The sequence below is a fragment of the Paraburkholderia sp. DHOC27 genome (assembly GCF_003429005.1).
In the GTDB taxonomy this organism is placed as follows: domain Bacteria; phylum Pseudomonadota; class Gammaproteobacteria; order Burkholderiales; family Burkholderiaceae; genus Paraburkholderia.
In genome coordinates, this window is record NZ_QVQV01000012.1 from 14,265 (window position 1) to 41,087 (window position 26,823).

A 26,823-nucleotide genomic window follows, 5' to 3' on the forward strand; every position below is an offset into this window, starting at 1 on the left:
TCGTCGATTGCTGCTTAACAACAGCTTACAGCGGGTATCTGTCGCTACCGTGCCGTTGCGAGCCACTCCGGCGCCGCTTCACTTTTGAAGTATCCGTGTAACAAACTGGTTCACTTTTCTCATTACGCGGGCTCGCCGCCCACTCTTCTTTGCCCCCGCAGGAGCTATTTATGCAGCGTTCTATTGCCACTGTTTCAATAAGCGGAACACTCGTGGAAAAGCTGACGGCGATCCAGGCGGCGGGCTTCGATGGAGTCGAGATCTTCGAAAACGATCTGCTGTATTTCGATGGCTCGCCCGCCGACGTGCGCCGCATCGCCGCCGACCTCGGTTTGAAGATCATGCTGTTCCAGCCGTTCCGCGATTTCGAGGGCGTCAGCCCCGAACGTCTGGTGCGCAATCTGGATCGCGTGAAGCGCAAGTTCGATCTGATGCACGAACTCGGCACGGACCGCATCCTGGTGTGCAGCAGCGTCGCGCCGGACACGATCGGCGACGACGCGCTGATCGTCGAGCAACTCGACGCGCTCGCGCGGGCCGCGCAGGAAGCGGGTGTTTTCGCGGGATATGAGGCGTTGGCGTGGGGACGTCACGTCAATTCGTACCGGCACGCGTGGCGGCTGGTGAACGAAGTGAATCATGCCAACCTCGGCCTCGTGCTCGACAGCTTTCACACGCTCTCCATCAACGATCCGGTGGACGAGATCGCTTCCATTCCCGGCGAGCGCATCACCTTCGTGCAGATCGCCGACGCGCCGAAGCTCGTCATGGACGTGCTCGAATGGAGCCGGCATTACCGCTGCTTTCCGGGCCAGGGAGATTTCGACGTTGCCGGCTTCACGGCTCGCGTGATGGAGACGGGCTATCAGGGACCGCTTTCACTGGAAATCTTCAATGACGGCTTTCGTGCCGCGCCGACTGCGGCCACCGCGGCGGACGGTCACCGTTCGCTGCTGTTCCTCGAAGAGCAAACGCGCACGAAACTGAATGAGCGCGGAGAGCCCGCGCCGCAGTTGTATCAGCCGCCGCCCGCTCCCGCGCACATCGGCTTCCAGTTCCTCGAATTCGCCGTGGATGGCGCCGCGCGCGGCAAGCTCGCCGACTGGCTCGGCAAGCTGCAATTCCATCGGGCCGGACAGCATCGCTCGAAAGACGTCACGCTGTATCAGCACGGTAACGCGTCGCTCGTGCTCAACGCCGAGGCCGACTCCTTCGCCAGTGCATTTTTTCAGCAGCACGGGCTGTCGCTGTGCGCCTCCGCTTTGCGCGTCGATGTGGCGAGACTTGCCTTCGAACGCGCGGCGGGTTTTGGCTACACGCCGTTTTCCGGTCAGGTGGGCCCGAACGAACGCGTGCTGCCGGCGGTGCGCGCGCCGGATGGCAGCCTGAACTACTTCGTCGACGAAACGCCCAATGCACCCACGCTGTTCCAGGCGGACTTCGTGCTGGAGCAGGCCGCGCCGTCGACGCATGCCGCGTTGCTGCGCGACATCGATCACGTCGTGCTGTCGCTGCCCGCCGACGCGCTCGATACCTGGGTGCTGTATTTCCGCACCGCCCTAGGCTTCGAGGCGGAGCCAAGCTGGCTGGTGCCCGATCCGTATGGCCTCGTACGCAGCCGGGCGCTGCGCAGCCGCGACGGTTCCGTGCGCATTGCGCTGAATGCGTCGCTCGACCGGCATACCGCCGTCGCCGAGGCGCTGCACACGTACCGCGGCTCGGGACTCAATCACGTGGCCTTCAGCAGCGGCAACATCTTCGCCGCGCTGCCGCAATTCGTTGCCGCCGGCCTGCCCATCCTGCGCATTCCGCGCAACTATTACGAAGACCTCGCCGCGCGCTACGCCCTGCCCGACGACACCCTCGAAGCCCTGCGCGCCAACAACATCCTGTACGACCGCGACGAGCACGGCGGCGAGTTTTTCCACGCCTACACCGAACCGCTCGACCAGCGCTTCTTCCTCGAAATCGTGCAGCGCAAGGGCGGCTACGACGGCTATGGCGCAGCCAACGCCGCCGTACGACTCGCAGCCCAGGCGCAACTGCGCAAGCACGAGGCCGGTTAGCCACCCGAGCCCCAGCCTCGATTCGAAGCTAACGCCGGCGCGTCGCTCAAGACGCTGGCTTTTCACGGGCCAGCGCGTCCATCCGTTTCGCTCGACAACTCAGCCACCCGTAAAGGATCGGGGGACCGCTATCGCTTTGCCCGCAGATTCTATTCACATCACGCATGACACATGAAGGAGACAGCAGCAGATGAAAACTTCTCGCACACAAATAAGAAAACTGATGTTCACCGCCAGCGCGACCCTGCTGGCGAGCCCCGCCTTTGCGCAGAGCAGCGTCACGCTGTACGGCATGGTGGACGACGCGATCGTGTACGCCAATAACCAGAAAGGCAGTTCGAACGTCTACCTGCGCCAGGGCAACCTGTATGCGTCGAAGTGGGGGCTGCACGGCGTCGAGGACATTGGCGGCGGCACCACCGTGATCTTCGACTTGCAGAACGGTTTCGATCCGAACACGGGCGCGCTCGCTTCTTCCACGCAGATTTTCAATCGCCAGGCGTATCTGGGCCTGCAAAATCCGCTGTACGGCACCTTCACGATGGGACGCCAGTACACGCCGTACTACCTGTTCGTCGGGCCGCTCGCGTCGAGCAACTGGCTGACCGGCGCGACTGGCGCGCATCCGGGCGATATCGACGGGCTCGACACCACCATCCGCATCAACAACTCGCTTGTCTACAACACGCCGAACTGGAACGGTCTGCAGGCGGGCGGCATGTATGCGTTTGGCGGCATTGCCGGCAACACCGGCAAAGGTCAGACCATCAGCGCGGCCCTGCGCTACGCCATCGGCCCGGTCAGCCTCGCCGCGGGCTACCTGAAACTAGACAATGCGCAGCAGACCACCGGCTTCGATCCGGCCTCCACGGGCAGTTTCATCAACTCAGCGATCAATACCGGCTACGTCTCCGCCAAGGCGTTGCAGCACATCGCAGGCGCCGCGGACTATACGATCGGCAACCTGATGATGGGCCTCACGTACACCAACGTGCAGTACATCGCGGGCGGCCGTTCGATCTTCCGCGATACCGCCATCTTCAACACTTACGCCGCATTGGCCACTTACCGCTTCACGCCGGCCTTCGACGTCGGCGGCGCGTTCTCGTACACGATGGCCTCGGAAGCGAACGGCATCACCAGCGCGGCGCGCTATCAGCAGTATTCGCTCAAGGAGGCCTATCACCTGTCGAAGCGCACCACGCTGTACGCGGTGCAGGCGTATCAGCACGCCAATGGCCAGACGCTCGGCGCGAAAGGCGGCGGCGATATCATCGACGCCGTGCCGGCGGTCGGGGACTCGCAGAATTCCACGCCGTCGTCCACCAACAAACAGTTCGTCGGCATGCTGGGCATGGCCATCACGTTCTAGACGGCACTGCGTGCGGACGGCGCGCGGGCCGTCCGCGGAGGGTGTCGTCGGCACCGATATAATGAACGAACGCTGCTTTGCGCAGTCCGCTTCGTTTATCAGCCCTGGTTTCGCGGCCCCACGCCGGGCCACGTTGCCTGAACCGATTGCCCCCACAACCCCTCGGAGACCCATGAAGAAATTCGCCTTTGTCCTTTCAGTTCCCCTACTGCTTAGCGCCTGCGCCTCGTTTCAGAACCCCGATGCCGGCGAACCCGTGATCGACGGCAGCACGCAGCGCCCCGTCAAGGACGTGGTGGCCTGCATGTCGCAGGAAGCGGCCAAGCACAATGCCTCGTTCAAACCGACGCCGCTGCCCGAAGGCCAGATGCTCGATTTCGGCGATTCCAATGTTGTGAAGATTCGCGCTGACAACGGCGCCACCACCTACCGCTTCTACGCCGGCAAACGCCACGCCGACAACCTGTGGATCGAGGGTGCGAGCAAGATGTGCGCGCCGATGTAAGCCCCGGTAACGAATACCGGACCGAAAGTGTGTCGAACTGCTACACCGGGCTCGAGTCTTAAGAATCGTTTAAGACTTCGGCCCCATGATCCACTCACAAAGAAAAGGCAGGAGGTGAGTAGCATGAGTAAAGCAGATCGAAACACCCTTGAAGCGGCGGCGTCCGCGCCCGTCTCTCCTAAGCGGCCCACTATTTTGCGGCGGCTGTTGAGTCATCACGAACTGGCGACGCTGCTGCTGTTGTTGCACGCGCCGATCGACGCAATGGCAAAGCCCGAGATTCCGATGTTGCACGAGGCGGGTCTAGTCGAAACCGTGGCGAGCGAGGCCGGTGCGCCCAGCATTCGTCTGACGCCGGAAGGCAATGCAGTATTGCGCGGTCTGGGTATTCGCTAGTCGTACAAGAAGTCCAGGCCCGCCGAAGTGCCAGCCACGCGGCCGCAGGAACCTCAGGCCTGCCAGACCGCATAACCGGCTTCACGCAAGCCGATGGCCAGTTCCACTTCCATATCGCGGGCGCCGTTATACGGCATGGGGTTGTAAACCTCATACAGTTCCGGCATCAGGCGCAAGCCATAATCCCGCACGAAACGATTTGCCTGAATATCGGCCTTGTGCCGGTCGAAACGCAGATCGGGGTCCAGTCCCGTCATCCCCACATACACGCACGGCCTGTCGAACCGGTAGTCCGGATTCGCGCGGCGAAAGCGCGCCTCGTTCCACACCGTATCGGACAGTGCGACGACATACACGTAGTAATGGTGACTCGGACGACGACGGGCCATGCGATGGATTCGCTCAATCCCTGCGATAGCCGCTAGCCCGGCGCATTGCCGTGCAGCAGCATGCGGTACTCCGTCGGCGTAATGCCTACCGTCGCCTTGAACTGTCGTGTGAACGCGCTGTGGTCGGTGTAACCGCACAGGGCGGCGACATCCGTCACCTTGTCGTGCGAAACCAGCAGCGCGGTAGCCGCATCGAGCCGTGTCTTGAGCAGCACCTGGCGCGGCGTCAGATGAAATACCTTGTGAAAATAGCGCTCCAGTTGCGCCACGGACATATCCGCCATCGCAGCCAGTTGCTTCAGGTTGAGCGGCTGGACGTAGTTGTCCTGGATGTATTGCACGACCGTGGCGAGGCGGCTATACGCAGGATGACTGCCCTCGTCCGCTTTCAGGTCACGTGAAATGCCAGCGAGCCCCACCACGCGCCCCGCCGGATCGCGCAACGGCTGCTTGCAGGTGAGGCACCAGCCCGGCTGACGGCCCGGATAGAGATGGAGTTCCAGTTGGTCGACCATCTGCGTGCCGGCCTGGATGATGGCCTTGTCCTGCGCGGTGTAAATGCGCCCGAAGCGGCGCGGAAATACGTCCTCGGCCGTCTTGCCCAGCAGCGCCGCTTTCTCCTTGTAGCCGCAGCGCGATGCCAGCGTGCGGTTGACGAGCGCATAGCGGGCCTCGCCGTCCTTCACGAAGAAGACGACATCGGGCATGGCGTCGAAGACCGGCTCCAGCAGCGTGAAATGCGAGAGCATGCCGGTCAGCGTGGCATCGGCCGGAGTGAGAGCAGCAGCCAGGGTATTCATGTGCGACGGTTTGGAAGCGGGTCGAGGGGCGCGGTTTTGCGTGCTCGGGATGCCAGTGTAGAGGAACTCGGTGGGCTTCCAAAAAGTTGACGGCGGTTGGACTGGGTTGGCGTGGATTCAGCGCGGGTTTAGTGCGCGCTTAGTGCGCGCTCAGTGCGGGTTTAGAGCATGGCGCTTCGCCCGTGACGCCTGGCCGTGACATTCACCCCATCACCGCGCACGTTCGCCGAAAAACCGGGCCCATGTGGCCCGTAAACGTCGCGCTCGGTCTTCGAACAGATACGACGCAGCCAGCGCGAACAGGCCCGACATCACCCCGGTCATGATGTGTTCCAGATACGGAATGCGGTAGTGACTGGCGTGCGAGTAGGTGTCGCCGATCATCGTCAGCACGCCGACAAGCAGCGCATTGCCGAACCGGTTCGCGTAGAGCTTCGCTGCCGGGGTGAAGGTCAGCAGCACGGCGAGGAGCCCGGTGAGCAGGCCGGTATGCACGGCAATCGCCCAGTGGGCCGCGCTCATGATGTTGCCCCAGCTTCCGGGCATGCAGGTCATGCAGGCGCTGGTCGGTTGCCAGAAACGCTGGATGAACAGTCTGGCGCGCTGCTTCCACACGGTCGACATGATGCGATCTCATCAAAGCGCTTGCGCGCATGGTCCGCGTCCGGAGGCGTCCGTCATTGGATGCGTCGAGACGTATGCGCATCGTACCCCGGCTGCGGCATTCGTGGCTTGTCTGCGTGACTTGTACGCGTGACTCGTGGGCGTGACTTGCATGCGTGGCTTGCGTGCATAACTCAGCCGCGCGCAGCGTCGCCCATCGAGGGTAGACGAATCTGGAAGGTGGCGCCGCGTCCGCGATTGTTGGCGGCCCACACCCGTCCGTCATGGGCTTCGATGATCGAACGGCAGATGGACAAACCCATGCCCATGCCGCTGGACTTGGTGGTGAAGAAAGGGTCGAACAGCCGCGTGGCATGCGCGGGATCGATGCCCGCGCCGGAATCCTGCACGGCGGCCACGACATACGCGTCCGGGTCCCGGCGCGACTCGATGAGCAGTTCGCGTGGCCCGTCGCCAGGCTCGGCCATCGCCTGAATGCCGTTGACCACCAGATTGATCAGCACTTGCTGAAGCAGGACGCGATCGCCGAGCAGCGGAGGTAAATCGGCTTCGAGCCTGAGCCGCAACGAGATCCGATGATCCCTGACCTCGCGCTGCACGAGAGTCACCACTTCGTGGATCACGTCGTTGAGTTCGAGCCGCGTCTTTTGCGGCGCATCGCCCTTGGTGAGCGAACGGGCGCGCTGCACCACATCGCTCGCGCGCCGGCCTTCGGCGATCATCAACTCCACGCATGCCTTGACCTCCTCGCGGCGCGGCGGCCGGTGATTGAGCCAGCGCAGGCAGGCCTCGCCGCTCGCCACGATCGCACCGAGCGGCTGGCCGACTTCGTGCGCAATGGACGCGCTCAGTTCGCCGAGCGTGGTCACACGCATGGCGTGCGCGAGTCCGGCACGCAGCGTCTGCAACTGCTCATCCGATTGCTTCGCGGCAGCGCGTTGCGCAGCGAGTTCCGCTTCGGCCTCCTTGCGCTCGGTCAGGTCGAGCACGAAGGCCACGCCGTTTTCCTGCGAGCCTTCGAGAAACGCCGCGTTGACGAGCACCGGCACGCGCCTGCCGTCCTTGCGAATGTATTCTTTTTCATAGGGCTGACACATGCCCCCCTGCCAGAGAATCTCGAGCGCGTGAGCGTCGTCCGACTGATACTCGGGCGGTGTCATGTGCGCCCATCCCACCTCGCCTGATTGCAGGTCATGCCGCGAATAGCCCGCAATGCGCAGGAACTCGTCATTGGCGTCCGTCACCATGCCCGCCACGTTCCAGAAAAACAGGCCAATGATATTCGATTCGACGAGCCGCCGGATGCGCGCTTCACGCTCGCGCAGTTCCTCCTCGGCCGCCTTGCGTTCGCTGTTTTCGCGCTGCACGTCGGCGAACAGCAACGCGTTCTCCAGCGAAATCGCCGCCTGCGACGCCACCAGATCCAGCACGGCGATGTGCCCGGAGGTGAACGCGCCAGCCGGCGCATCGTTCTCCATATACAGCGCGCCCACCAGGTTGGCTTGCTTGACGAGCGGCAGACACAGCACCGAGCGGGGACGGCGGCGCTGCACGTAGGCGTCCTGGGAGAACAGCGTCGACGCGGTGGCGTCGTCGAGAATCACGCTCTCGCGCGTTTCCATGACATGGCGTAGCACGGACCCGGGCAGCTCGACGGGCGTGACGCTTGCCTGGCGCAAGGTGACCTCGACGCGCCCGTCGCGCGTGTTCGCCTCCGCCTCGATACGCGGTGCGCCGCCGCGGAACAGGATCAGCAGACCGCGCCCGGCGCCGGCATGCTCGATCGCAATGGTCAAGAGCGTCTGGATCAGCCGCGCAAATTCGATTTCGCCCGACACCGCCTGCGAAGCCTTGATCACGACTCCGACGTCCACCTGGGCCAGCTCCATCAGTTCACGGTACTTCGCTTCGCTCGCTTTCACGGCGAGATAATTGCGCGCTTTCAGACGCAACTCTTCCGCGACGAACGGCTTGATCAGATAGTCGATGGCACCCTCGCGCAGCAACTCGAGGCGCAGCGCTTCGTCCGCCTTCGCCGTAACGAGGATGAAAGGAACGTTCTCGAGATCACGGCTCGCGCGGATGCGGCGAAACATGGCGTCGCCGTCCATCTCCGGCATCATCACGTCGCTGATGATCAGATCCGGGATGCGCCGCTGCGCCTTTTCGAGTCCTTCGCGGCCGTTCTCCGCGGTCTCGATCTCCACGTCCGCACCCAGCGTTTCGCAGATGTACTCGCGCATGTCCGGGTTGTCCTCCACCACGAGCACGAGCGACTTTCCCGACTTGCGCGCGAAACCGGATTCAGCAGGTGCACGCGGTCTGGTTGCTGCATCGGTCTGCGCGCGCTGTAGTCGCAGTGTTTCGTCGAGATGGAGCGGCGCCGCCAGTTCGACTTCCGCACGAGCAAGGACAGGGGTGCCCTCCGGTGCACTCGCGGGAAGCTCGATCGTAAACAGTGCGCCGCCTTCAGGCGAACGCCCTACCGTGACGCGTCCGCGTTGCACCTCGACGAAGTCCTTGACGATACTCAGACCCAAACCCGTTCCGCCAAAGCGCGCATTACCGGGAATCTGGAAAAAACGCTCGAAAATCGAGTCCCGGAATGCTTCGGATATACCCGGACCGCTATCCGCTATTTCGATCACCGCGAGAGACGCGGCATTGCGCTGCAACTGGCAACGGATCACGCCGCCAGCGGGTGTGAATTTGAACGCATTCGACAAGAGATTGACTAAAATCCGCTCGAATTTTTCGGTGTCGATTTGCACCGGCATTGAAGGCGGAGCAATCACGGTGAATTGAATTTCTTTCTCTTTAGCCAGATTTTCGAAGCTCGACGCAATATGTTTGACGAGCCGCGAGAGATCGGTGTCGCGATACGTGAGCGTAATCTTGCCGGCTTCGAGGCGCGCCACATCCAGCAGGTCGTTGATCTGCTTGAGCAGTCCGCGCGCATTGCGCTGCGCGAGACGCAAGCGCTTCATCGCCTCTTCGGGAAGCCGCATCGAGAGAAGACTTTCGATGGGCGCGAGAATCAGCGTCAACGGGGTTCGCAATTCGTGGCTGACATTGGCGAACATCTGGGTCTTGAACTGGTTCAGCGCCTGGGTTTTCTCAAAGAGCGTGCGAATCTCGTCATAGGCGCGTTTGAGTGCTTCTTCTGTGCGCTTGATATCTTCGACATCGGTCCAGGTTCCATACCAGTTGCTGATTTTTCCTTGCGCGTCATGCAATGCTTTGCCGCGAATCAACCACCAGCGGTAAGCACCATCTTTGCTGCGCAAGCGGCATTCGAGCGAATAGACGCCATCGGTTTGCCACGCATGTTTCCAGGCTTCCCATGCACGCTGTCTGTCGTCGGGGTGAAAAGGAATATTCCAGCCGTGACCGCGGCCCTGCTCAACGGTGAGGCCGGTGTATTCCTGCCACTGCTGGTTGAAGTAGATATTCAGGCCATCGGCGCCCGTGATCCAGACGATCTGCGGGACCGCCTCGGCGAGCGTGTCGAATTCGATCACGCTCTTCGTGACGTTGGTCGCGTTGGGCGCGTTCTCCTCGTTCACCACGTGCGCGGTGTCCGATGGCGTCCTGAAAGCGCTGCGCGAACGAAACGCGCTGCGCCTGCGCGGCTCGTTCACGACCGCACCAGTGTTCAGACGCGAGGATCGTGGCCATGTCCCGACGAACGATTGCGCATTGCTTACGGCGGCCTTTGCCGGCATCTGCCGCAAACGCCTCGTCCCCAACTGGCTACGAAATTCCGCCGGGTAAGGAACGCGCTGCATTCTCATGATGGGCTCCTCCTTGCACAGGATAGGCGCGTTGCCGCTTGCCCGGAATGAGGTCGATCGTTTGCAGAGGCTGCGAGCCCGCCGGGGGAAATGAGGCGTTCAATGAGGTGAGCGGGAGTCAGGCGCTTCGTAGTCTGAAACGACGTGATGACGAGTCTACTCGGTCCACGCCCTAACACCTACGGCGATTTGAATGATGAGCACGTGCCACGCCAAAAAAATTTTCGGGCGACGCATCGTGTCATCTTTCTGAAAGTCAACGAGGCGCATGCGTGTCAAGCGTGTGTGCGTGCGTGCGTGCGTGCGTGCGTGTGCGTTTTAGGCGCCTTTGAAAACTATGGTTCCGCTTAATTCACTGCCACTCGAAAAACGCGATGCGATGGATACATCGTTATCCTGTGTATTTTTTCAATTTCAATTGACAGACAATTAGCCCGCTTTCCGCGCCATACGGCAAATAAACAACACTGCAAGACAAAAACGCTGTGCGTCGATTCAATGACACGCTACGCTCCGGTTCACAGCCTGTTTAGCGCTCTGATAGAGCCCGCGCAAAAAAGTCTTCTCAGTCGGCCCACCCCTAACTGTGGATCGCTCATGAAAAAGATCGTCATTTGCAGTGCTGCTGGCGCGCTGTTCGCCGCCGCGACTTCGTCCACCTACGCTCAGAGTTCGGTCACGCTGTACGGCATCGTCGATGAAGCCGTGCGCTATCAGACCAACGCCGGTCCAGGCGGCGACGATTCGGTCTCCATGACCTCGGGCCCGGAAACGCACAGCCGCTGGGGTGTAAAAGGCAGCGAGGATCTGGGTGGTGGCTGGGCCGCGGTCTTCCACCTCGAAAATGGCTTCGAAGCCTTCGACGGGCAACTGCATGTGCCCGACACGCTCTTTAGCAGACAGGCCTATGTGGGAATCTCGAACGGCACCTGGGGCGCACTGACCCTCGGCCGCCAATATGCGCCGGTGTACGACACCCTTGGCGATATCTTCGATCCGCTGACCGTGGGTAACTACTGGCAAAACAGCTGGGCCTATAACGGCATTGGCCCTTACCTCGAAGTCAACAATGCGGTGAAGTACAAGGGCAGCTTCGAGAAGCTGGATATCGACGCGTTGTACGGCTTCAGCAACCAGCCGGGCGCGTTTGGCATCGGCTCCACTTACGCCATCGAACTCACTTACACGTTCGGGCCGGCCATGCTCAACGCGGGCTTCCAGCAGGTCTCCGTGCCAACCTCGGCGACGACATCGTCGACCGGCGGCAGTGTGGGCAGTGCCATCAACGGCGCCAAGACCAATTTCCTGCACGTGAGCGGCGCGTATCAGGTCACGCATGACATCCGTCTGCTGGCCGGCTGGCTGCACGGCCAGGACCAGACCGGCTTGACCGACCTCAACATGCAGCAGTCCGGCTCGCCCACCTTGAAGGGCAGCAGCCCGAACCGGATCGACGACACGTATTACGCCGGTGCGAACTGGCAGGCCACCACCCCGCTGCTGTTCACGTTCGCCTACTACTACGGGCAAACGCGCAATGCCGAATTGCTCGACGGCGGTCTCGGCAAGGGCGTCAACCAGTCCGCCACCATCCTCGCCGAATACTCGTTCACGAAGCGCACGGAAGTCTATGCGATCACCGACTGGGCCCGCGGCACCGGCGCCTTCCAGGCCGACTACCCCGGCGGGGTCAATTCCGCAGGCGCGCCGACCAACACCATTGGCCGCACCAACCAGCTCGGCGTGGCAGTGGGAATGCGCAAGATGTTCTAGCGGATCAATGCGGCGCGTCAAACATAAGGAAATCTAACTAACTCGCTGTTTCGTTGCACCGTTACGCTTCGTCGAATAGAGCTGGCGCCGCGCGCAGACGCACCGCATCGTGCGCGGGCGGCGCACCGAACTGACGGGCATATTCGCGTGAGAACTGCGACGGGCTCTCATATCCGACCTCATACGCCACCTGAGTGACCGCGCGGTCTTCCACCATCAGAATGCGGCGGGCGTGCTGCAGCCGCACCGTCTTCTGATACTGCAGCGGCGTCATGGCCGTGACCGCCTTGAAATGCCGGTGGAAGGTGGACAGGCTCATGCCGGCGGTTTCCGCCATGTCCTCGATGCGCAAAACGCGATCGTACTGCTCGCGGATCTGCGCGACGGCTTGCCTGATCTGCGCAAGGCGACTGCCTATGCGCGCAATCTGACGCAGCACGCCGGCCTGTGGCCCCTGCATCAAGCGGTAGAGAATTTCCCGCTCGATCATGGGCGCCAACACCGGAATGTCCTCGACACGATCGAGCAAGCGCGTCATACGCGTCCACGCTTCGAGCAGGTCCGCCGATACCGGCGCGACAGCGAAGCTCGCCACCGGCTCGTCCACCGTCCCCGGCAAATGCGGCAGCAATTCCGCAATCACGTCCGGATCGAACACGAGGCTGATGGCGAGATAGGGGCTGTCTTCGCTGGCTTCCACGATCCTGCCGGTTGCCGGCACCTCGACCGCCGTCACGAAACAGTTGCCGGGATCGTAATTCAGCACCCTATCGCCAATCAGGACGCTTTTCGCGCCCTGCACCACCTGGCAGAGCATCGGCTCATACAGGCCGGAGAGCGGGCCCGTGGTCGCATGACCGCGCGACAACGCGACCCGCGGTATGGGGGTTTCGGTGCGTCGCCCGTGTGCATGACGCAGCAGGTCGGCGCGCAATTGAGTGAGGTAATCGGCCATGCTCGAAGTATGGTTCGATGCCTCGCGTCTCACAAGCCCACACGCAGGCAGATGAGAGGATCAGGCAAGCATTTGACAGAATCTCGCGCGCATCCGCTTGTCCGTACGCCCTAACATGAAGCTCTTTCGCACAAGGAGCAAGATCATGAGTCACACGAAAACCGCACTCGTCACAGGCGCGAACAAGGGCATTGGCCGGGAGATCGCCCGGCAACTCGCGGAAAAGGGCTATACGGTCTGGCTGGGATGCCGGGACGGCGCGCGTGGTCAGGCGGCCGTTACGGAGTTGAACGAGGCGGGCTTTAAGGTGCAGCTGCTCGAAATCGACGTCACCAGCGATGCGAGCGTGCAGGCAGCGGCGCAAGTGCTCGCGAAGCAAACCGATCATCTTGACGTGCTGGTCAACAACGCCGGCATCCTCGGGCCGCGCGCCACGCCGCTCGAGGAAACCACAGCCAACATCAAGGCCACCTACGAAGTCAACGTGTTCGGGCCGATCCGCGTCACCCAGGCGTTTCAGGCTCTGCTCAAGGCTGCGCCCTCTGCCCGTGTGGTCAATATGAGCAGCGGGCTTGGCTCGATGACGTTGACCTCCGATCCGTCGAGTCCGTACAACGCGTTCAACAACCTGGGCTACAACAGTTCCAAGGCGGCGCTCAACGGCGTGACCGTTGCGCTCGCCAACGCGTTCCGGCCGTTCGGCATCAAGGTGAATTCGGCCGACCCGGGTTACGTGGCGACGGATCTCAATGACCATGCGGGCCCTCGCACGGTGGTGCAAGGTGCGACGCCGGCAGTCTGGCTGGCGACCCTCGGCGACGATGGCCCGACCGGCGCATTCTTCCAGGAGTCGGGGCCGCAGGCGTGGTGAGGGTTTGGGGGCTGCGCCGCTTGCACGGCGCGTTCACCGCGCGGCGAGAAACACACAGGCGTGAATCAGCAGTCCCGCCATGCCGCCGACAAACGTGCCGTTGATGCGGATGTATTGCAGATCGCGGCCGATCTCGGCCTCCAGCTTGCGGGTCACTTCGTTCTCGTCCCAGCCCTTCACGACGTCGGTAATGAGCGCCGACAACTGATGCCGATGCCGCAGCACGAGCTGACCGGCGATATCCAGCCACCATGCGTTGAGTTTGTGCTGCATGGAGGCGTCGCTCGCCACCCCTCGCCCAATGGACGCCAGCGTGCCGGCCAGCATCTCGCGCACCGCGGATTGCCCGCTGCCGAGATCGGCGAGCACGAGCGCCCGCAGATGATCCAGCATGACGCGATAGTAGCCGCCGCCTTCGAGGTGCTGGATGCAGTCACGCAGCACGACGCGGCCAAACCGCCGATACGCGGGCGAGGTGCGCAGATTGACGGACAGCTCCTGCACCGCCGCGTCGAATTGCTGCCGCAGTTCGTGCTCGGGATTGGCAACGACTTCATGAATGAGCGCAATGATGCCTTCGACGAACTTGTTGACGATGTAGGCATCCAGCGGCGCCGGCGTGAATTTCGACGCCTCGCCGAACTTGGCCTTGATGCGGTCCACGTTCGCGTTGAGCCAGCTTTCCGCAGCGCTCAGGCCGCGGTCGAGCAAGGGCTGATGCCGGTTGCCTTCGGTGAGGATATCCAGGAGCTGACTCGCGACGCGCGAAACGTCGACGGTGCGCAAACGCGGTATCACGAAGCGCGTGAACAGATGCTCGACATCCGTCTCGTCCAGGCCTTCCAGCAAGCGCGGCAGCGAGCCCGCCACCACGTCCGCGATCACCACGCTGTTGTGGCGCACGGCGAGCCATTCTGCCAGCGCCTGTGCCGCATTGAAACCGCTCAACCGGGCCAGAATGACCTCGGGCGTCAGGAAGTTTTGCTCGACGAAGCTGCCAAGACTCTCCGCGATACGCTGCTGGTTCTTCGCGATGATCGCAGTGTGCGGTATGGGAATGCCGCACGGATGGCGGAACAGCGCGACCACCGCGTACCAGTCGGCAATCGCGCCGACCGTCGCCGCCTCGGCAAACGCGCGTGGCCACTGCAGCCACGGATGGTGCGCCTGCCAGGTGACGCAGACGACGAGCAGCACGATCATCGCCACGAGCAGACAGGTGGCCGTGGTGCGCATGCGCCTTAGCCGCACGAGCTTGTGACTGGCTGCCTGGTCGGCCCGCGTGTGGCCGCTTTTACTGTCTGTCCCGGTCGCAACGCTCAACTCGCTCCCTCCTGCAAGAACCGCTTCATCGTGGATGCCACGCGTCTGCCACGCCTCTGTTGCCCGTGGTCAGGAAACGTGGGCCGCTATCGCGCCCGGCATTGCCGGTCACGGCTCGCCGCGGAATCAGCAGGCACGCAACAGCGGCGTCGGATCAGTTCAGTATAGCGTTGCACCGAGATCCGCTTTTTGATCCGGCGCGGCCGCGCGGGCGCCATGTTCACCATGAGCACGCCTCGCGGCTTGCTGCCAGAGTCACACCTATGACGGTGCGCGAACGGCGCGCGAACGGTGCGCCTCTTGGCCGGGCGCGCTCGTTGCTGGCTGATGTCGTACTGCGACCGTACTGCGCGGGATGTGAACTCAGGGCGCGGCTCGCGAGTCCAGCCCGGCGTGGTGCGCCGTGTAAATGGGTATGGTGAACAGCAGCTATCGGAGGATGGTTGAACTCAGCGAGACGAGTGGACCCAGCGGCGGACACAGGGCATTCGGACGCGGACTCTGCGGCTCTGCCAACGGCTGAACTGCAGGGTGAACTGCGGGACGAGCCGTCGCCACGGCCCCACGCGCAGCCAGAGGCGCAAGCACCCTCACCGCGCGGCGCACGGCGTGCCCCGCGCACCCGTCGCGTGCCCAAGACCCGTGAACAGCAGGCCAAAGCCGACGCCCGCGCCGCCGAGGCGTTCCATTCGACGCCCTTGCACCTCGACCCGGCAGCGGCCGTCGAGCCCTTCGGCACGCGCCTGCAACACTGGTTCGACGCGCGCGGCTGGCAGCCCTTCGCGTTTCAGCGCGACACGTGGCAGGCCATTGCGCGTGGCGAGAGCGGCCTGCTGCATGCCACCACCGGCTCCGGCAAGACCTGGGCGCTGTGGTTCGGCGCCCTCGCCGCTTTCGCCGACCACGCGGTTTCGAGCGCCACGGCCCAGCCCGATCCGCTGACGGTGCTATGGCTCACGCCCATGCGCGCGCTCGCCGCCGACACCGCCCGCGCCCTGCAATCGTCCGCCATCGACCTCGCCGTCCCCTGGACAGTCGGCCTGCGCACGGGCGACACCGACTCCACCGAGCGCGCCCGCCAGAACCGTCGCATGCCCTCGGCCCTCGTCACGACGCCCGAGAGCCTCTCGCTGATGCTCACGCGCAGCAACGCGCGCGCTGAACTGGCGCACGTGCGGCTCGTCGTGGTGGACGAATGGCACGAACTGGTCGGCAACAAGCGCGGCACGCAAACCCAGCTCGCACTCGCCCGCCTCGCCCACTGGCGTGCCGATCTGCAGATCTGGGGCTTGTCCGCGACGCTCGGCAATACGGCCTTCGCGGCCGACGTGCTGCTCGCGCCCACGCGTACACCGCGTACGCTGGTGCAAGGCGCGCAGCCGAAAACCCTGCTCGTCGACACGCTGATTCCGGACACCATCGAACGCTTTCCGTGGGCCGGTCATCTGGGCACGCGTCAGGTGGAGCGCGTGGCCGAGGAAATCGAGGCGGCGGGCACCTCGCTCGTCTTCACCAACACGCGCTCGCAGTCGGAAATCTGGTATCGCGCGCTGCTCGAAGCGCGGCCGCAATGGGCCGGGCTGATCGCGCTGCATCACGGCTCGCTTGATCACGAGGTGCGAGAATGGGTCGAAAACGGCCTGAAAAACGGCAAGCTGAAAGTGGTGGTGTGTACGTCGAGCCTCGATCTGGGCGTCGATTTTCTGCCCGTCGAACGCGTGTTCCAGATCGGTTCACCGAAGGGCGTCGCGCGCCTGATGCAGCGCGCGGGACGCTCGGGTCACGCGCCGGGTCGCGTGTCGCGCGTGACGATCGTGCCGACCCACGCGCTCGAACTGGTCGAAGCTGCCGCCGCGCGCCGCGCGGTCGAGGCGCGGCAAATCGAAAGCCGCGAGATTCCCGACAAGCCGCTCGACGTGCTGGTCCAGCATCTGGTGACGATCGCGATTGGCGGCGGCTTTACTGCCGAAGCGATGTTCGACGAAGTGCGCACCACGCACGCGTACCGCACGTTGACACGCGCGGAATTCGACTGGGCAATTGCCTTTGTCGAACGCGGCGGCACTTCGCTGGCCGCCTACCCGGACTATCACCGCGTGGTACGCGAGGACGACGGCGTGTATCGCGTGCCGCGTGCGGACCTCGTGCGACGTCATCGGAACAACATCGGCACGATCGTCGCCAACGCGACCATGCAGGTGGCCTACGTGAACGGCTCGAAAATCGGCGCAATGGAAGAGGCCTTCATCTCACGCCTCAAACCGGGCGACGTGTTCACGTTCGGCGGACGCGCGCTCGAACTGGTGCGTGTGCGCGAAATGACCGCCTATGTGAAGCGCGCCACCTCGTCGCGTGGTGCGATGCCTCGCTGGGCGGGCAGCCGCATGCCGCTGTCATCCGAACTGGCGGACGCCATGCTGGCGATGTTCGCCGAAGCCGATCACGACGTCTACGCCGAGCCCGAAATGGAAGCGGTGCGTCCATTGCTCGAATTGCAGCGCAAGTGGTCGGCATTGCCGGAACCCGGCGCGCTCGTGGTCGAACTGCTGCGCTCGCGTGAAGGTCATCATCTGTTTTGCTATCCGTTCGCGGGGCGTACCGCGCATATTGGCCTCGGCGCGTTGCTCGCGTGGCGCGCGGCGCGCGACAGTCCCGGCACGTTCTCCATTTCGATGAACGACTACGGCTTCGAACTGCTGTCCGCGCAAGCGTTCGACTGGGCCGCGCTGTTCGAAGGCGGCGTGCTTTCATCCGAGGGACTCGAACACGATCTGTTCGCGAGCCTGAATGCATCCGAACTCGCAATGCGGCGTTTCCGTGAGATCGCGCGTGTGGCTGGGCTCGTGTATCAGGGGCATCCGGGCCAGCAAAAAAGCGCGCGGCAATTACAGGCGTCGAGTGGTCTGTTCTACGAAGTATTTCGCCAGCACGATAGCGGCAATCTGCTGCTCGCGCAGGCGGACGCCGAAGTGATGCTGCAGGAACTCGAACTCGTGCGAATTCGCGAGGCGCTGGCACGCATGGCCGCGAGCCGCATCGTCGTCACGCATCCGAAGAAACCCACCCCGTTCGCTTTTCCGCTGATCGTCGGCCGGATGCGCGAAAAGGTGAGCACCGAAAAGCTCGCGGATCGCGTGAGCCGCATGCTCGCCGAACTCGAAAAGGCCGCGCGATGAGCGCTACGCCGTTTGCGCCGACGCTGACCGTCGAACTGGACGGTCACCCGCTCGTGCTGTGCGCCGAGCGGGCCGCGTTCGATCCCGTCTCGAAGCTGCTGCTGGTCGCGGATGCGCATTTCGGCAAGGACGCGGTGTTCCGCTCGCACGGCATTCCGGTGCCGGTCGGCTCCACGGCGGGAGACCTCGCACGGCTCGATGCGTTGATTGCCGCGCATGATCCGCAGCGGCTGGTGTTTCTCGGCGACGTGCTGCATGGCGCGCAATCTCACACGCCTGAAGTGATGGCCGCGCTGCACGCGTGGCGGGCGCGTCATCGCGAGATGCGCATCACCATCGTGGAAGGCAATCACGACCGTCACGCGGGTTTGCCGCCCGCCTCGCTCGATTACGAGGCGGCTACGGAACCGTGGCGCGTCGGGCCGTGGGCGCTGTGTCATTACCCGCAGCGTGTGGCAGACGCGTATGCGCTGGCGGGTCACGAGCATCCGGTGTACCGGCTGGCGACGCGGATCGAATCGGTGCGTCTGCCCTGTTTCAGATTCAACGAGCGCGCCGGCGTGTTGCCTGCGTTCGGCAGCTTCACCGGCGGTTATGTGGTCAATGACAGCGCGCTCGACGAGTCCATTTACGTAATCGCCGACGGGAATGTGCTGGCGGTGAAGTGAAGGCGCTACTCGATCTGCGCGTCGTCGACTTCGCAGGCGGCCATCAACGTGCCAATCCGCACCGGTTGAAACGGCGGACGCGGCTCCGCTGCTTGCCAGCCGAAATACGTGCTGGCGGCGGTCCCGCAGATGCGTCCCTGGCACGCCCCCATCCCGCAGCGGGTGTGCAGTTTGGCGTCGCGCCAGTCGGCAAACGCCCGCACCTCGCCCACCGTCACGTCTTCGCAGCGGCATAGCAGCGTATCCGCAGGCGGCAAGGTGCGAGCGGCCTCGCCCAAGGCGAACGCCGTTTCCACACGCCGTGCAAAGGCTTGCCAGCGCGTCCGTCGTGCTCGCAAGCCGTGCAGGTCGCGCTGCACGCGCTCATTGCGCTCGTCGCGTTCGTTGTTTATCGCGCCGCCCGCCATCAAGCCTGCAATTTCGCCTTCGATACACGCCAGTTCCATTCCGCCGACGCCGGTTGACTCACCGGCGGCCAGCACGCCATCCACGGAGGTGCGCTGCGCCTCGTCCACCGCCACCGCGCCGCGCTCGCTGACCGCGCACCCCAGCGCCTGCGCCAGCGTGAGATTCGGCACGAGGCCGTAGCCGCACGCAACCCGGTCGCACTCGAGCGTGACTGCGCGCTGCCCACGCCGAACCGTCACCGCTTCCACACGGCCGTTGCCGCGTGCTTCGATTACTACGCTGCCGGTCCAGTAGCGCGTCGCCGCGAAGCCGCGCGTCAGTTGGGCGGCTTGCAGCAGCTTCGCGGGCGTGGCCAGCAGCGAGGCGGCAAAACGCGCTACCGCTCGCGCTGGTGCCTGTTCGACCACGGCCACTACGTCGGCACCCGCTGCGCGTGCGGTAGCGAGTGCGGCAAGCAGCAAAGGCCCGCTGCCCGCTATCACGACGCGCTCGCCGCGTACGGGAATACCGCTCTTGATCAGCGCCTGCAAGCCGCCCGCTCCCGTCACGCCTGGCAAGGTCCAGCCTGCGAACGGCAGCAGCCGCTCGCGCGCCCCGGTCGCGAGAATCAGTTGACCGTAACGGACCCGGATACCGCCCTGTTCCGCCGCTTCGACCAGCAGCCCGCCTTCCGGCAGCGGCGCAACGACGCGCGCGCTGCTCCAGACGGTCACACCGGGATGCGCCTCCAGTGCTGTCTGTACGGCGCGCAAGCCCTTTTGCGGTGGATGATGCGGCCCCTGCCGCCAGACCTGGCCGCCAGGCAGCGGATTATCGTCGAGCACCAGCACGCGCGCTCCGGCCTGGGCGGCGGCGCGCGCCGCGTGCAGTCCCGCCGGGCCCGCTCCGGCCACCACGACCTCATAGTGCTGAGTGGCGGAGCGCTTCATAGGTGTCCCGTGGTACGGATGATCTGGCCGTCACGGCATACCGTCTGGCATGCCAGTACGTGCGACCGGCCATTCACCATTACTCTGCATTCCTGACAAATACCCATGCCGCACAGCGCTGCGCGTGGTTCACCGCTGACGGATTGACGAGTGCCGCGCACACCCCGCATGGCGAGCGCCGCAACGATCAATGTTCCGGGATCGACCACCACGACCTGCCCGTCGACGATCACGCTGATCGAATCATTCGTATGCCTAAGCATGACAGACTCCCTGCATGAAACGTTGCGGCAGATAGGGCTCGTGCGCAATCGACGCAGCTTCGCCGGTCATCTGTGCCGCCAGCAGCTTCGCGGTAGCGAGAGACGTGGTCACGCCCAAGCCTTCGTGTCCCACCGCCACCCACAGACCGGGCTGCGCCTCCTGCAACTGGCCGATCAGCGGCAGACCATCCGGCGACGCCGCCCGGAAACCGGTCCACGCGCGCACGCCATTCAGGCTCGGCAAGGCCGGCAGATAGCGTGCCGCCCGCTGCAACATCTGCGCGAGCACGGGCATGTCCACGGCGGGATCCGTAGTGTCGAACTGGCGCGAGGAGCCGATCAGCAACTGGCCGGTTGGGCGGGGCTGTGCATTGAAGGCGACCGAGGTGCCCTTCGCGTGATGCGCGCTTTTGATGTAGCCCAGTTCGAGCAATTGATGCCGGATCCAGCCGGGATAGCGGTCCGTAATGAGCAGATGGCCCTTCTTGGGCTGCAACGGCAACGCAGGCAGCAATGCCTTGGCGCCGATGCCGTTGGCCACGACCACCTGGCCCGCGCTCACGCGCTCACCACTGGCGAGCGTCACGCCGCCCGCATCCACGGCGCTCACAGTCACGCCGAGCCGCACCGTGATATTCGCGGCGGCCGGGGATTGGGTCAGCAGCCATTGCGCGACGGTGGGCGCGTAGACGATGCTGTCGTGTTCGACCAGCAACCCGCCTGCCATGCCAGCGGCCAGCGCGGGTTCGCAGGCGCGCAGCGCCGCAGGGTCGAGCCATTGCGCGGCGATGCCGCACACCGCGAACGCATCGTGCAGCGCGAAGGCAGCGTCGCATTCTTCCTCGTCGCTCGCGACCCACAAGGTTCCGCAGCGCGAGAAGGCGTCGCGCTGGCGCAGTTGCGGCGCCAGTTCGAGCCACAGGTCACGCGACCACGCGCTCAACGCCAGTTCGGCGGGCGAGTCGTTCATCACAACGATATGGCCCATGCCGGCAGCCGTCGCGCCGCCGCCGATGCCCTGCCCGTCGAGCACCTCGACCCGCAAACCACGCGCGGCCAGTTCCGCCGCGCATGCCGCGCCGACGATGCCCGCGCCGACGATCACGACATCCGCTGTCATGCCGCGCGCAAACCCCATGCGAAGGGGTCGCGTTCATCGAAACACAGCCGGCTTTCAGCCATGATGTGGGCGTGCCCCGTGATGGTCGGCACGATGCTCGCGTGCTCCGTACCGGGCGCACCTTCGTCTCGTTGATAGGTCGCCTCGAACACGCTGCCGATGATGCTCTCCTGGCGCCACACCTCGCCCTCGGCGAGCTTGCCGTCGGCGGCGAGACACGCCACCTTGGCGCTCGTGCCGGTGCCGCACGGCGAGCGGTCGTAGGCGTTGCCGGGGCACAGCACGAAACTGCGGCTGTCGATGCCCGCCCGCGAGCCCGCGGCGAAGAGTTCGATGTGATCGATCAGCGCGCCCTCGGCCCCCGTGATGTGCTGGGCGCTCAATGCATCGCGGATCGTCGCGGTAAAGGCGGTCAGTTCTGGAATATGCGCGGGTTCCAGCGTGCGGCCATGCTCGGCGACGAGGAAGAACCAGTTGCCGCCCCATGCGATATCGCCGGTCAATGCGCCGTGGCCGGGCACCTCGACCGTCACCGCCTGACGGTAGCGATACGCCGGCACGTTGCGCACCGACACGCTGCCATCGACGTTCAGGGTAGCTTCGACGATGCCCACCGGCGTTTCGATGCGGTGCTGGCCGGGTCCGATACGTCCCATGTGGGCCAGCGAGACGATCAGCCCAATCGTGCCGTGGCCGCACATGCCGAGGTAGCCGACGTTGTTGAAGAAGATCACGCCGGCCGCGCAATCCGCCGCGTGCGGCTCGCACAGCAGCGCGCCCACCACCACGTCCGAGCCGCGCGGCTCCGTGACGATGCCCGCGCGCCAGTCGTCGAAGCGGCTGCGGAACACGTCGAGCCGCTCGGCCAGCGAACCGCTGCCCAGCTCCGGGCCGCCGGAGACGACCAGACGGGTCGGCTCGCCGCCCGTGTGTGAATCGATTACGTTCAAGGTTTTCATGCCACCATCTTAGAAAAGGCACCGGTGGATGGTCTTGGCGGCATTACGCGTCCAGAATGACGATTTCGGCATAGCGAAAGCGTGTTGTGGCGGCGGTGGCGCTGGGCGCGGTGGGATTCGCACAGCATGCGGCAGAGTGACTTCCAGGTAGCGTGTCCATATGCTGGGAAATTGCTGCGCTCGCTTGCAGATTTTGTCTCGTAAAGCGGCCGACAGGACGGCTACCGGGCCTTGTTTTCTAGCCGACACCCCTGCGCGACGCAGCCCGAGTTATGCTGAAATCGTCATCCCGCACGCGCGATTCACGCAAGACGGCGGATTTTTCCATACGTACACTGCGGTCAACTCATCACATTCAGGAGAGCAGTCGTGGCGCATATCTGGGAAGGCGTATTGCCTGCAGTCACCACCAAGTTCCACGCCGATTTCAGCATAGACCGGGCGTGGACGAAGAAGAATATCGAAGCGCAGATCGACGCGGGTGTGGATGGGATCATCGTGTGCGGCTCACTGGGCGAGGCCTCCACGCTCTCGCTCGACGAGAAGCTCGAGGTGCTCGATATCGCCGTCGACGCTTCCCAGGGCCGCGTGCCGGTGCTGTTGACCATCGCCGAAAACAGCACGCTCGACGCCTGCCGCCAGGCCGAAGCCGGCAGCCGGCACGGTGCAGCAGGTTATATGGTGTTGCCGGGATTGCGCTATCTGTCGGATCGGCGCGAGACGCTGCATCACTTTCGCAGCGTCGCCGATGCCAGCGCGTTGCCGCTAATGATCTACAACAATCCGCTCGCGTACGGCGTGGACATGACGCCCGACATGTTTGCCGATATCGCCGACGAAAAGAAGATTGTCGCCATCAAGGAATCATGCGGCGACGTGCGCCGCGTGACGGATCTGATCAACGCCGTGGGGGATCGCTTCGCGATTCTGTGCGGCGTCGACAATCTGGCGCTGGAAGCCATGCTGATGGGTGCGCACGGCTGGGTGGCGGGCCTCGTCTGCGCGTTCCCGCGTGAGACGGTGGCGATCTACAAGCTGTATAAGGCGGGTCGCTTTGAAGAAGCGCGCGCCATCTACCGCTGGTTCGCGCCGCTGCTGGCGCTCGACGTTTCGCACAAGCTCGTGCAGAACATCAAGCTGGCCGAAGCGATGGTCGGGCTCGGCACCGAGCCGGTGCGCCCACCGCGCCTGCCGCTCGCGGGTGAGGAGCGCAAGCAGGTCGAGGCGCTGATTCGCCATTCGCTGGAAACACGGCCGACGCTGCCTGTGCTGTGAAAAGGCGCGGCCGAATGACAGCCGCGCCGCGTCTTGCTTTTTGCCGCGCCGCCCTCAGGCCGCCGCTTTCTCCAGCGCTGCATCGCCCTGATGCAGGTTGAGCAGACGGTAGCCGCTCTTGTACACCGGTTGCAGCCGGTAGCCATTCTGTTGCTCGATTTCGAGCAGCAGCCGCAGGCGCGACACGTGACTGTCGATGGTGCGGGTGAACTCGCGGAACTCACGCCCCCACACCATCGCGAAGATGTGATCGCGCGACAGCACGCGGCCGACGTTGGCGAAAAACAGCGACGCCAGCCGGTACTGCGTGCCCGACAACTGCACGGGCGCGCCGTGCAGGGTGACGATCTGCCGGTTGGCGTCGAAGTGGTAGGGACCCGCATCGAAGCTGGCTGTACTGTAACGATCAGGGTACGCACGCCGCAGCAAGGCCGCGACACGCTCGCGGAATTCCGCGGGACGCACCGGCAAGCTCACGTAGTCGTCGGCGCCGGCTGCGAGTGCGCGCACCGCGCTCTCTTCCGTCGTATCGGTTGACGCGAACACGACCGGCAAGCGGTCGCCGCCGACGGCACGTACGGCGCGCAGCACGTCCGCGCCCGATAACCTGACGCCGTGCCAATCCAGCACCAACAGGTCGACAGTCGAACGCGCGAGCGATTTCGACATGCTCAGACCGTCGTCGTAGCTAAGTACACTGTGGTCCGCCTGCAGCAGAATCTTTTCGAGCAACTGGCGCTGCACGGGGTCGCGCTGAAGGATGGCAATACGCATGGGGGGTAACTCTCAACAAATGGATCGGACGCGATTCTGGGATTCCCCCCTCAGCCCGCACATAGGAAGAGTCCTAATTTAGCCCCTGATCGGACGACTCTGTCAGACACCCACCGCATTCTGACCAACCGACTCTGGATTCCTTGTCAGCGCGGGCCGCTTCCGGCCACTGCACCGCCGCGCCGCATGTCCGAGCGCGCTTTGCGTACTGTATGTAAAATGGCCGGCTGGCCCATGTCGTCAGCGCGCCGGTCTTATCCCGACTGTGGCGCGCGTGCCGCGCGCTCCACCCGGCGCTCCACACTTCTCGCCCGACGACCGCCGCATCCCGCGCGCCCTGCGCGGCAATTCAATCATCGACACCACAACGCAATGCAAGCAACCACCACGGGCGCAGCGCAAGACGCGCTCACCGCACGCGCACTGGGTCCCAGCGACTACAAGACACTCAGCCTCGCCGCGCTCGGCGGCGCGCTGGAGTTCTACGACTTCGTGATTTTCGTGTTCTTCGCGCCGGCCATCGGGCAACTGTTTTTCCCGCAGTCCATTCCCGACTGGCTGCGTCAGTTGCAGACGTTCGGTATCTTCGCCGCGGGTTATCTGGCGCGTCCGCTGGGCGGCATCGTGATGGCGCACTTTGGCGACCTGCTCGGCCGCAAGCGCATGTTCACGCTGAGCGTGCTGATGATGTCCGTGCCGACGCTGCTAATGGGTTTGTTGCCCACTTATGCCAGTATCGGCTTGCTGGCGCCGGTGCTGCTGCTGATCATGCGTCTGCTGCAAGGCGCGGCGGTGGGCGGCGAGGTGCCGGGCGCGTGGGTGTTCGTCTCGGAGCACGTGCCGCCGCGCCATATTGGTTATGCCTGCGGCACGCTGACGGCGGGTCTGACTGCCGGCATTTTGCTTGGCTCGCTGGTGGCCTCGGGCGTCAACCGTCACTTTGCCGCGGCGGACATCGCGGCTTACGCGTGGCGGCTGCCGTTTTTGCTGGGCGGTGTGTTCGGTTTGATCTCGGTGTATCTGCGCCGCTGGCTGCATGAAACGCCGGTGTTTGCCGAGCTGAAGCAGCGCAAGACGCTGGCGGCGGAAATTCCGTTGAAGGCCGTGCTGCGCGATCATGGCCGCGCGGTGGTGGTGTCGATGTTGCTGACGTGGATGTTGTCGGCGGCGATTGTGGTCGTAATCCTGATGACGCCGACGCTGCTGCAAAAGCAGTTTCACATTCCAGCGGCGACCGCACTGCTCGCCAATGGTCTGGCGACGCTGTGTCTTTCGATTGGCTGCGTGGTGGCGGGTTCGATCGCCGGGCGCTTTGGTGCGCGACGTACGCTGTTTTTTGGCGGCATCGCACTGGCTGTGTCGTACTACGTGATGTTCCAGCAGGTCGCGTTCGATCCTTCGAAGCTGTTGCCGCTGTATGCGTTGACGGGGTTTCTGGTCGGCACGATTGGCGTGGTGCCGTTCGTGATGGTCAAGGCGTTTCCTGCGGTCGTGCGGTTTTCGGGGATTTCGTTTTCTTATAACGTCGCATATGCGGTTTTTGGTGGGCTCACGCCTATTGTGGTTTCCTTGATGCTCAAGTGGGGGGCGCAGGCGCCGGCTTTGTATGTGGGGGTGGTTTGTTTGATAGGGATGGGGACGGCGGTTTTTATTAAGGATTTTGAATGAGGGGGGGTTTCGCGTAGCGCTGGTTTGTTGGTTTGTTGGTTTGTTGGCCTTTCCTTGTTTTCTTAGCGGTCTATTTGCGTTGCCCCTGTGCGGGGCAGCACCTACTTTTCTTTGCCTGCCGCAAAGAAAAGTAGGCAAAAGAAAGCGGCTCACACCGCTAGCTCGTAGGTGTCTCCCTCGCCGCTCTCGCGGCATTGGTCCGAGACGAGATGGTCTCTCGCACCACTTTCGCTCGTGACCAGGCAGTCATCCGCTCCAGCGTCGCGCTGCGCGCCCCGCCGTTGGGCATAACGCCCCTCTTCCCGCGTTTGCGGGGATTTCGCTTCCTTCCTGTTCATCATTGCCCGGTGCACGAATACGGCACCCACACGCGGCAGCGCGGAGCAGGTGGTCAGGGGTGTAATGTGCAATGAGGTTACCTGATCGCACCAGCCGTCCCGAGCAAACCCCACCGCGACGCACGCAGTGCGGAGCGGGATGAATGAGCCCTGTGTCACGAACGCAGAATGTGCGAGAACACATCTCGTCTTCGGGCCACTAACGAAACTGTGCGGGGGCGACACCTACCAGGCTAGCGGTGTGAGCCGCTTTCTTTTGCCTACTTTTCTTTGCGGCAGGCAAAGAAAAGTAGGTGCCGCCCCGCACAGGGGCAACGCAAGCAAACCAAAAAGAAAACAAGGCAAGGCCAAAAAAATAAAACAAAGAATGCCCGCAC

At 63.8% G+C, this 26,823-nt stretch carries 21 protein-coding genes; 10 read left to right on the forward strand and 11 right to left on the reverse strand.

Translation table 11 applies throughout. The features are described from left to right. Window positions 1–170 precede the first annotated feature (170 nt). From D0B32_RS29505 to D0B32_RS29520, 4 genes are all read left to right on the forward strand, one after another. Window positions 171–2,066, forward strand: coding sequence for a bifunctional sugar phosphate isomerase/epimerase/4-hydroxyphenylpyruvate dioxygenase family protein (locus D0B32_RS29505; RefSeq protein ID WP_117337872.1), 1,896 nt, complete (start codon window positions 171–173; stop codon window positions 2,064–2,066). A 190-nt stretch (window positions 2,067–2,256) separates the two neighbouring features. Further along, complete coding sequence (locus D0B32_RS29510; RefSeq protein ID WP_117337873.1) at window positions 2,257–3,438, forward strand: porin; 1,182 nt, start codon at window positions 2,257–2,259, stop codon at window positions 3,436–3,438. Window positions 3,439–3,610: 172 nt separating this feature from the next. Further along, entirely contained in the window at window positions 3,611–3,943 is a 333-nt protein-coding gene (locus tag D0B32_RS29515) for a hypothetical protein (protein ID WP_117337874.1), read from the forward strand. Between the two features lie 123 nt (window positions 3,944–4,066). Then, window positions 4,067–4,339, forward strand: a complete 273-nt coding sequence (locus D0B32_RS29520) for a hypothetical protein (protein ID WP_117337875.1) — start codon at window positions 4,067–4,069, stop codon at window positions 4,337–4,339. A 53-nt stretch (window positions 4,340–4,392) separates the two neighbouring features. Here the strand turns inward: D0B32_RS29520 and D0B32_RS29525 are convergent, their stop codons facing one another. The 4 genes from D0B32_RS29525 to D0B32_RS29540 form a co-directional block, all read right to left on the reverse strand. Beyond that, window positions 4,393–4,728, reverse strand: coding sequence for a hypothetical protein (locus D0B32_RS29525; protein WP_117337876.1), 336 nt, complete (start codon window positions 4,726–4,728; stop codon window positions 4,393–4,395). Window positions 4,729–4,760: 32 nt separating this feature from the next. Beyond that, window positions 4,761–5,528: an AraC family transcriptional regulator gene (locus tag D0B32_RS29530; RefSeq protein WP_117337877.1), complete on the reverse strand. Its 768-nt coding sequence runs from the start codon at window positions 5,526–5,528 to the stop codon at window positions 4,761–4,763. Between the two features lie 210 nt (window positions 5,529–5,738). Continuing rightward, window positions 5,739–6,152, reverse strand: coding sequence for a hypothetical protein (locus tag D0B32_RS29535; protein ID WP_117337878.1), 414 nt, complete (start codon window positions 6,150–6,152; stop codon window positions 5,739–5,741). A gap of 173 nt (window positions 6,153–6,325) precedes the next feature. Continuing rightward, window positions 6,326–9,793 (reverse strand): ATP-binding protein, encoded by a 3,468-nt coding sequence (locus D0B32_RS29540; RefSeq protein ID WP_181969949.1) that lies wholly within the window; start codon window positions 9,791–9,793, stop codon window positions 6,326–6,328. A 750-nt stretch (window positions 9,794–10,543) separates the two neighbouring features. On the opposite strand from D0B32_RS29540, the gene D0B32_RS29545 reads away from it, so the two are divergent. Beyond that, window positions 10,544–11,719 carry a porin gene (locus tag D0B32_RS29545; protein WP_117337880.1) on the forward strand — a complete coding sequence of 392 codons (1,176 nt, stop codon included), beginning with the start codon at window positions 10,544–10,546 and terminating at the stop codon, window positions 11,717–11,719. Between the two features lie 61 nt (window positions 11,720–11,780). On the opposite strand, the gene D0B32_RS29550 is transcribed toward D0B32_RS29545, so the two are convergent. Next, window positions 11,781–12,674, reverse strand: a complete 894-nt coding sequence (locus tag D0B32_RS29550) for an AraC family transcriptional regulator (protein ID WP_117337881.1) — start codon at window positions 12,672–12,674, stop codon at window positions 11,781–11,783. 145 nt (window positions 12,675–12,819) lie between these two features. Here D0B32_RS29550 and D0B32_RS29555 point away from each other — a divergent pair, with 145 nt between their 5' ends. Next, a complete protein-coding gene (locus D0B32_RS29555) occupies window positions 12,820–13,545 on the forward strand; it encodes an SDR family oxidoreductase (RefSeq protein WP_117337882.1) in 726 nt (241 codons plus the stop codon). 33 nt (window positions 13,546–13,578) lie between these two features. Here D0B32_RS29555 and D0B32_RS29560 read toward each other — a convergent pair whose 3' ends face one another. Next, window positions 13,579–14,868, reverse strand: coding sequence for a DUF445 domain-containing protein (locus D0B32_RS29560; protein WP_259295211.1), 1,290 nt, complete (start codon window positions 14,866–14,868; stop codon window positions 13,579–13,581). Between the two features lie 629 nt (window positions 14,869–15,497). Here D0B32_RS29560 and D0B32_RS29565 point away from each other — a divergent pair. Beyond that, on the forward strand, window positions 15,498–18,044 hold the full coding sequence (locus D0B32_RS29565) for a ligase-associated DNA damage response DEXH box helicase (protein WP_259295212.1): 2,547 nt from the start codon (window positions 15,498–15,500) through the stop codon (window positions 18,042–18,044). Continuing rightward, a complete protein-coding gene (gene pdeM / locus D0B32_RS29570) occupies window positions 18,041–18,712 on the forward strand; it encodes a ligase-associated DNA damage response endonuclease PdeM (RefSeq protein ID WP_117337884.1) in 672 nt (223 codons plus the stop codon). Before D0B32_RS29565 ends, pdeM begins: the two co-directional genes overlap by 4 nt. A 5-nt stretch (window positions 18,713–18,717) precedes the next feature. On the opposite strand, the gene D0B32_RS29575 is transcribed toward pdeM, so the two are convergent. From D0B32_RS29575 to D0B32_RS29590, 4 genes are read right to left on the reverse strand one after another with little or no spacing between them, the layout of a single operon-like run. Next, entirely contained in the window at window positions 18,718–20,049 is a 1,332-nt protein-coding gene (locus tag D0B32_RS29575) for an FAD-dependent oxidoreductase (RefSeq protein WP_117337885.1), read from the reverse strand. Beyond that, entirely contained in the window at window positions 20,046–20,312 is a 267-nt protein-coding gene (locus D0B32_RS29580) for a 2Fe-2S iron-sulfur cluster-binding protein (protein WP_117337886.1), read from the reverse strand. The genes D0B32_RS29575 and D0B32_RS29580 overlap by 4 nt, the downstream gene beginning before the upstream one ends. Beyond that, the gene (locus tag D0B32_RS29585; RefSeq protein WP_117338003.1) at window positions 20,305–21,432 is read right to left on the reverse strand and encodes an FAD-binding oxidoreductase; all 1,128 of its coding nucleotides are present in this window, start codon (window positions 21,430–21,432) and stop codon (window positions 20,305–20,307) included. The genes D0B32_RS29580 and D0B32_RS29585 overlap by 8 nt, the downstream gene beginning before the upstream one ends. Next, window positions 21,429–22,391: a 4-hydroxyproline epimerase gene (locus D0B32_RS29590; RefSeq protein ID WP_117337887.1), complete on the reverse strand. Its 963-nt coding sequence runs from the start codon at window positions 22,389–22,391 to the stop codon at window positions 21,429–21,431. Before D0B32_RS29590 ends, D0B32_RS29585 begins: the two co-directional genes overlap by 4 nt. A gap of 369 nt (window positions 22,392–22,760) precedes the next feature. On the opposite strand from D0B32_RS29590, the gene D0B32_RS29595 reads away from it, so the two are divergent. After that, window positions 22,761–23,666: a dihydrodipicolinate synthase family protein gene (locus D0B32_RS29595; RefSeq protein ID WP_117337888.1), complete on the forward strand. Its 906-nt coding sequence runs from the start codon at window positions 22,761–22,763 to the stop codon at window positions 23,664–23,666. Window positions 23,667–23,720: 54 nt separating this feature from the next. On the opposite strand, the gene D0B32_RS29600 is transcribed toward D0B32_RS29595, so the two are convergent. Then, a complete protein-coding gene (locus D0B32_RS29600) occupies window positions 23,721–24,440 on the reverse strand; it encodes a response regulator transcription factor (RefSeq protein ID WP_117337889.1) in 720 nt (239 codons plus the stop codon). A 372-nt stretch (window positions 24,441–24,812) separates the two neighbouring features. Here D0B32_RS29600 and D0B32_RS29605 point away from each other — a divergent pair, with 372 nt between their 5' ends. Next, window positions 24,813–26,108: an MFS transporter gene (locus D0B32_RS29605; protein WP_117337890.1), complete on the forward strand. Its 1,296-nt coding sequence runs from the start codon at window positions 24,813–24,815 to the stop codon at window positions 26,106–26,108. Window positions 26,109–26,823: the final 715 nt, after the last annotated feature.

Coding starts and splice junctions, on each gene's coding strand:
- D0B32_RS29585 (WP_117338003.1), bottom strand. CDS start 21,432: ATGACAGCGGATGTCGTGATCGTCGGCGCGGGCATCGTCGGCGCGGCA.
- D0B32_RS29590 (WP_117337887.1), bottom strand. CDS start 22,391: ATGAAAACCTTGAACGTAATCGATTCACACACGGGCGGCGAGCCGACC.
- D0B32_RS29580 (WP_117337886.1), bottom strand. CDS start 20,312: ATGCTTAGGCATACGAATGATTCGATCAGCGTGATCGTCGACGGGCAG.
- D0B32_RS29525 (WP_117337876.1), bottom strand. CDS start 4,728: ATGGCCCGTCGTCGTCCGAGTCACCATTACTACGTGTATGTCGTCGCA.
- D0B32_RS29545 (WP_117337880.1), top strand. CDS start 10,544: ATGAAAAAGATCGTCATTTGCAGTGCTGCTGGCGCGCTGTTCGCCGCC.
- D0B32_RS29550 (WP_117337881.1), bottom strand. CDS start 12,674: ATGGCCGATTACCTCACTCAATTGCGCGCCGACCTGCTGCGTCATGCA.
- D0B32_RS29515 (WP_117337874.1), top strand. CDS start 3,611: ATGAAGAAATTCGCCTTTGTCCTTTCAGTTCCCCTACTGCTTAGCGCC.
- D0B32_RS29605 (WP_117337890.1), top strand. CDS start 24,813: ATGCAAGCAACCACCACGGGCGCAGCGCAAGACGCGCTCACCGCACGC.
- D0B32_RS29520 (WP_117337875.1), top strand. CDS start 4,067: ATGAGTAAAGCAGATCGAAACACCCTTGAAGCGGCGGCGTCCGCGCCC.
- D0B32_RS29530 (WP_117337877.1), bottom strand. CDS start 5,528: ATGAATACCCTGGCTGCTGCTCTCACTCCGGCCGATGCCACGCTGACC.
- D0B32_RS29555 (WP_117337882.1), top strand. CDS start 12,820: ATGAGTCACACGAAAACCGCACTCGTCACAGGCGCGAACAAGGGCATT.
- pdeM (WP_117337884.1), top strand. CDS start 18,041: ATGAGCGCTACGCCGTTTGCGCCGACGCTGACCGTCGAACTGGACGGT.
- D0B32_RS29510 (WP_117337873.1), top strand. CDS start 2,257: ATGAAAACTTCTCGCACACAAATAAGAAAACTGATGTTCACCGCCAGC.
- D0B32_RS29600 (WP_117337889.1), bottom strand. CDS start 24,440: ATGCGTATTGCCATCCTTCAGCGCGACCCCGTGCAGCGCCAGTTGCTC.
- D0B32_RS29505 (WP_117337872.1), top strand. CDS start 171: ATGCAGCGTTCTATTGCCACTGTTTCAATAAGCGGAACACTCGTGGAA.
- D0B32_RS29535 (WP_117337878.1), bottom strand. CDS start 6,152: ATGTCGACCGTGTGGAAGCAGCGCGCCAGACTGTTCATCCAGCGTTTC.
- D0B32_RS29575 (WP_117337885.1), bottom strand. CDS start 20,049: ATGAAGCGCTCCGCCACTCAGCACTATGAGGTCGTGGTGGCCGGAGCG.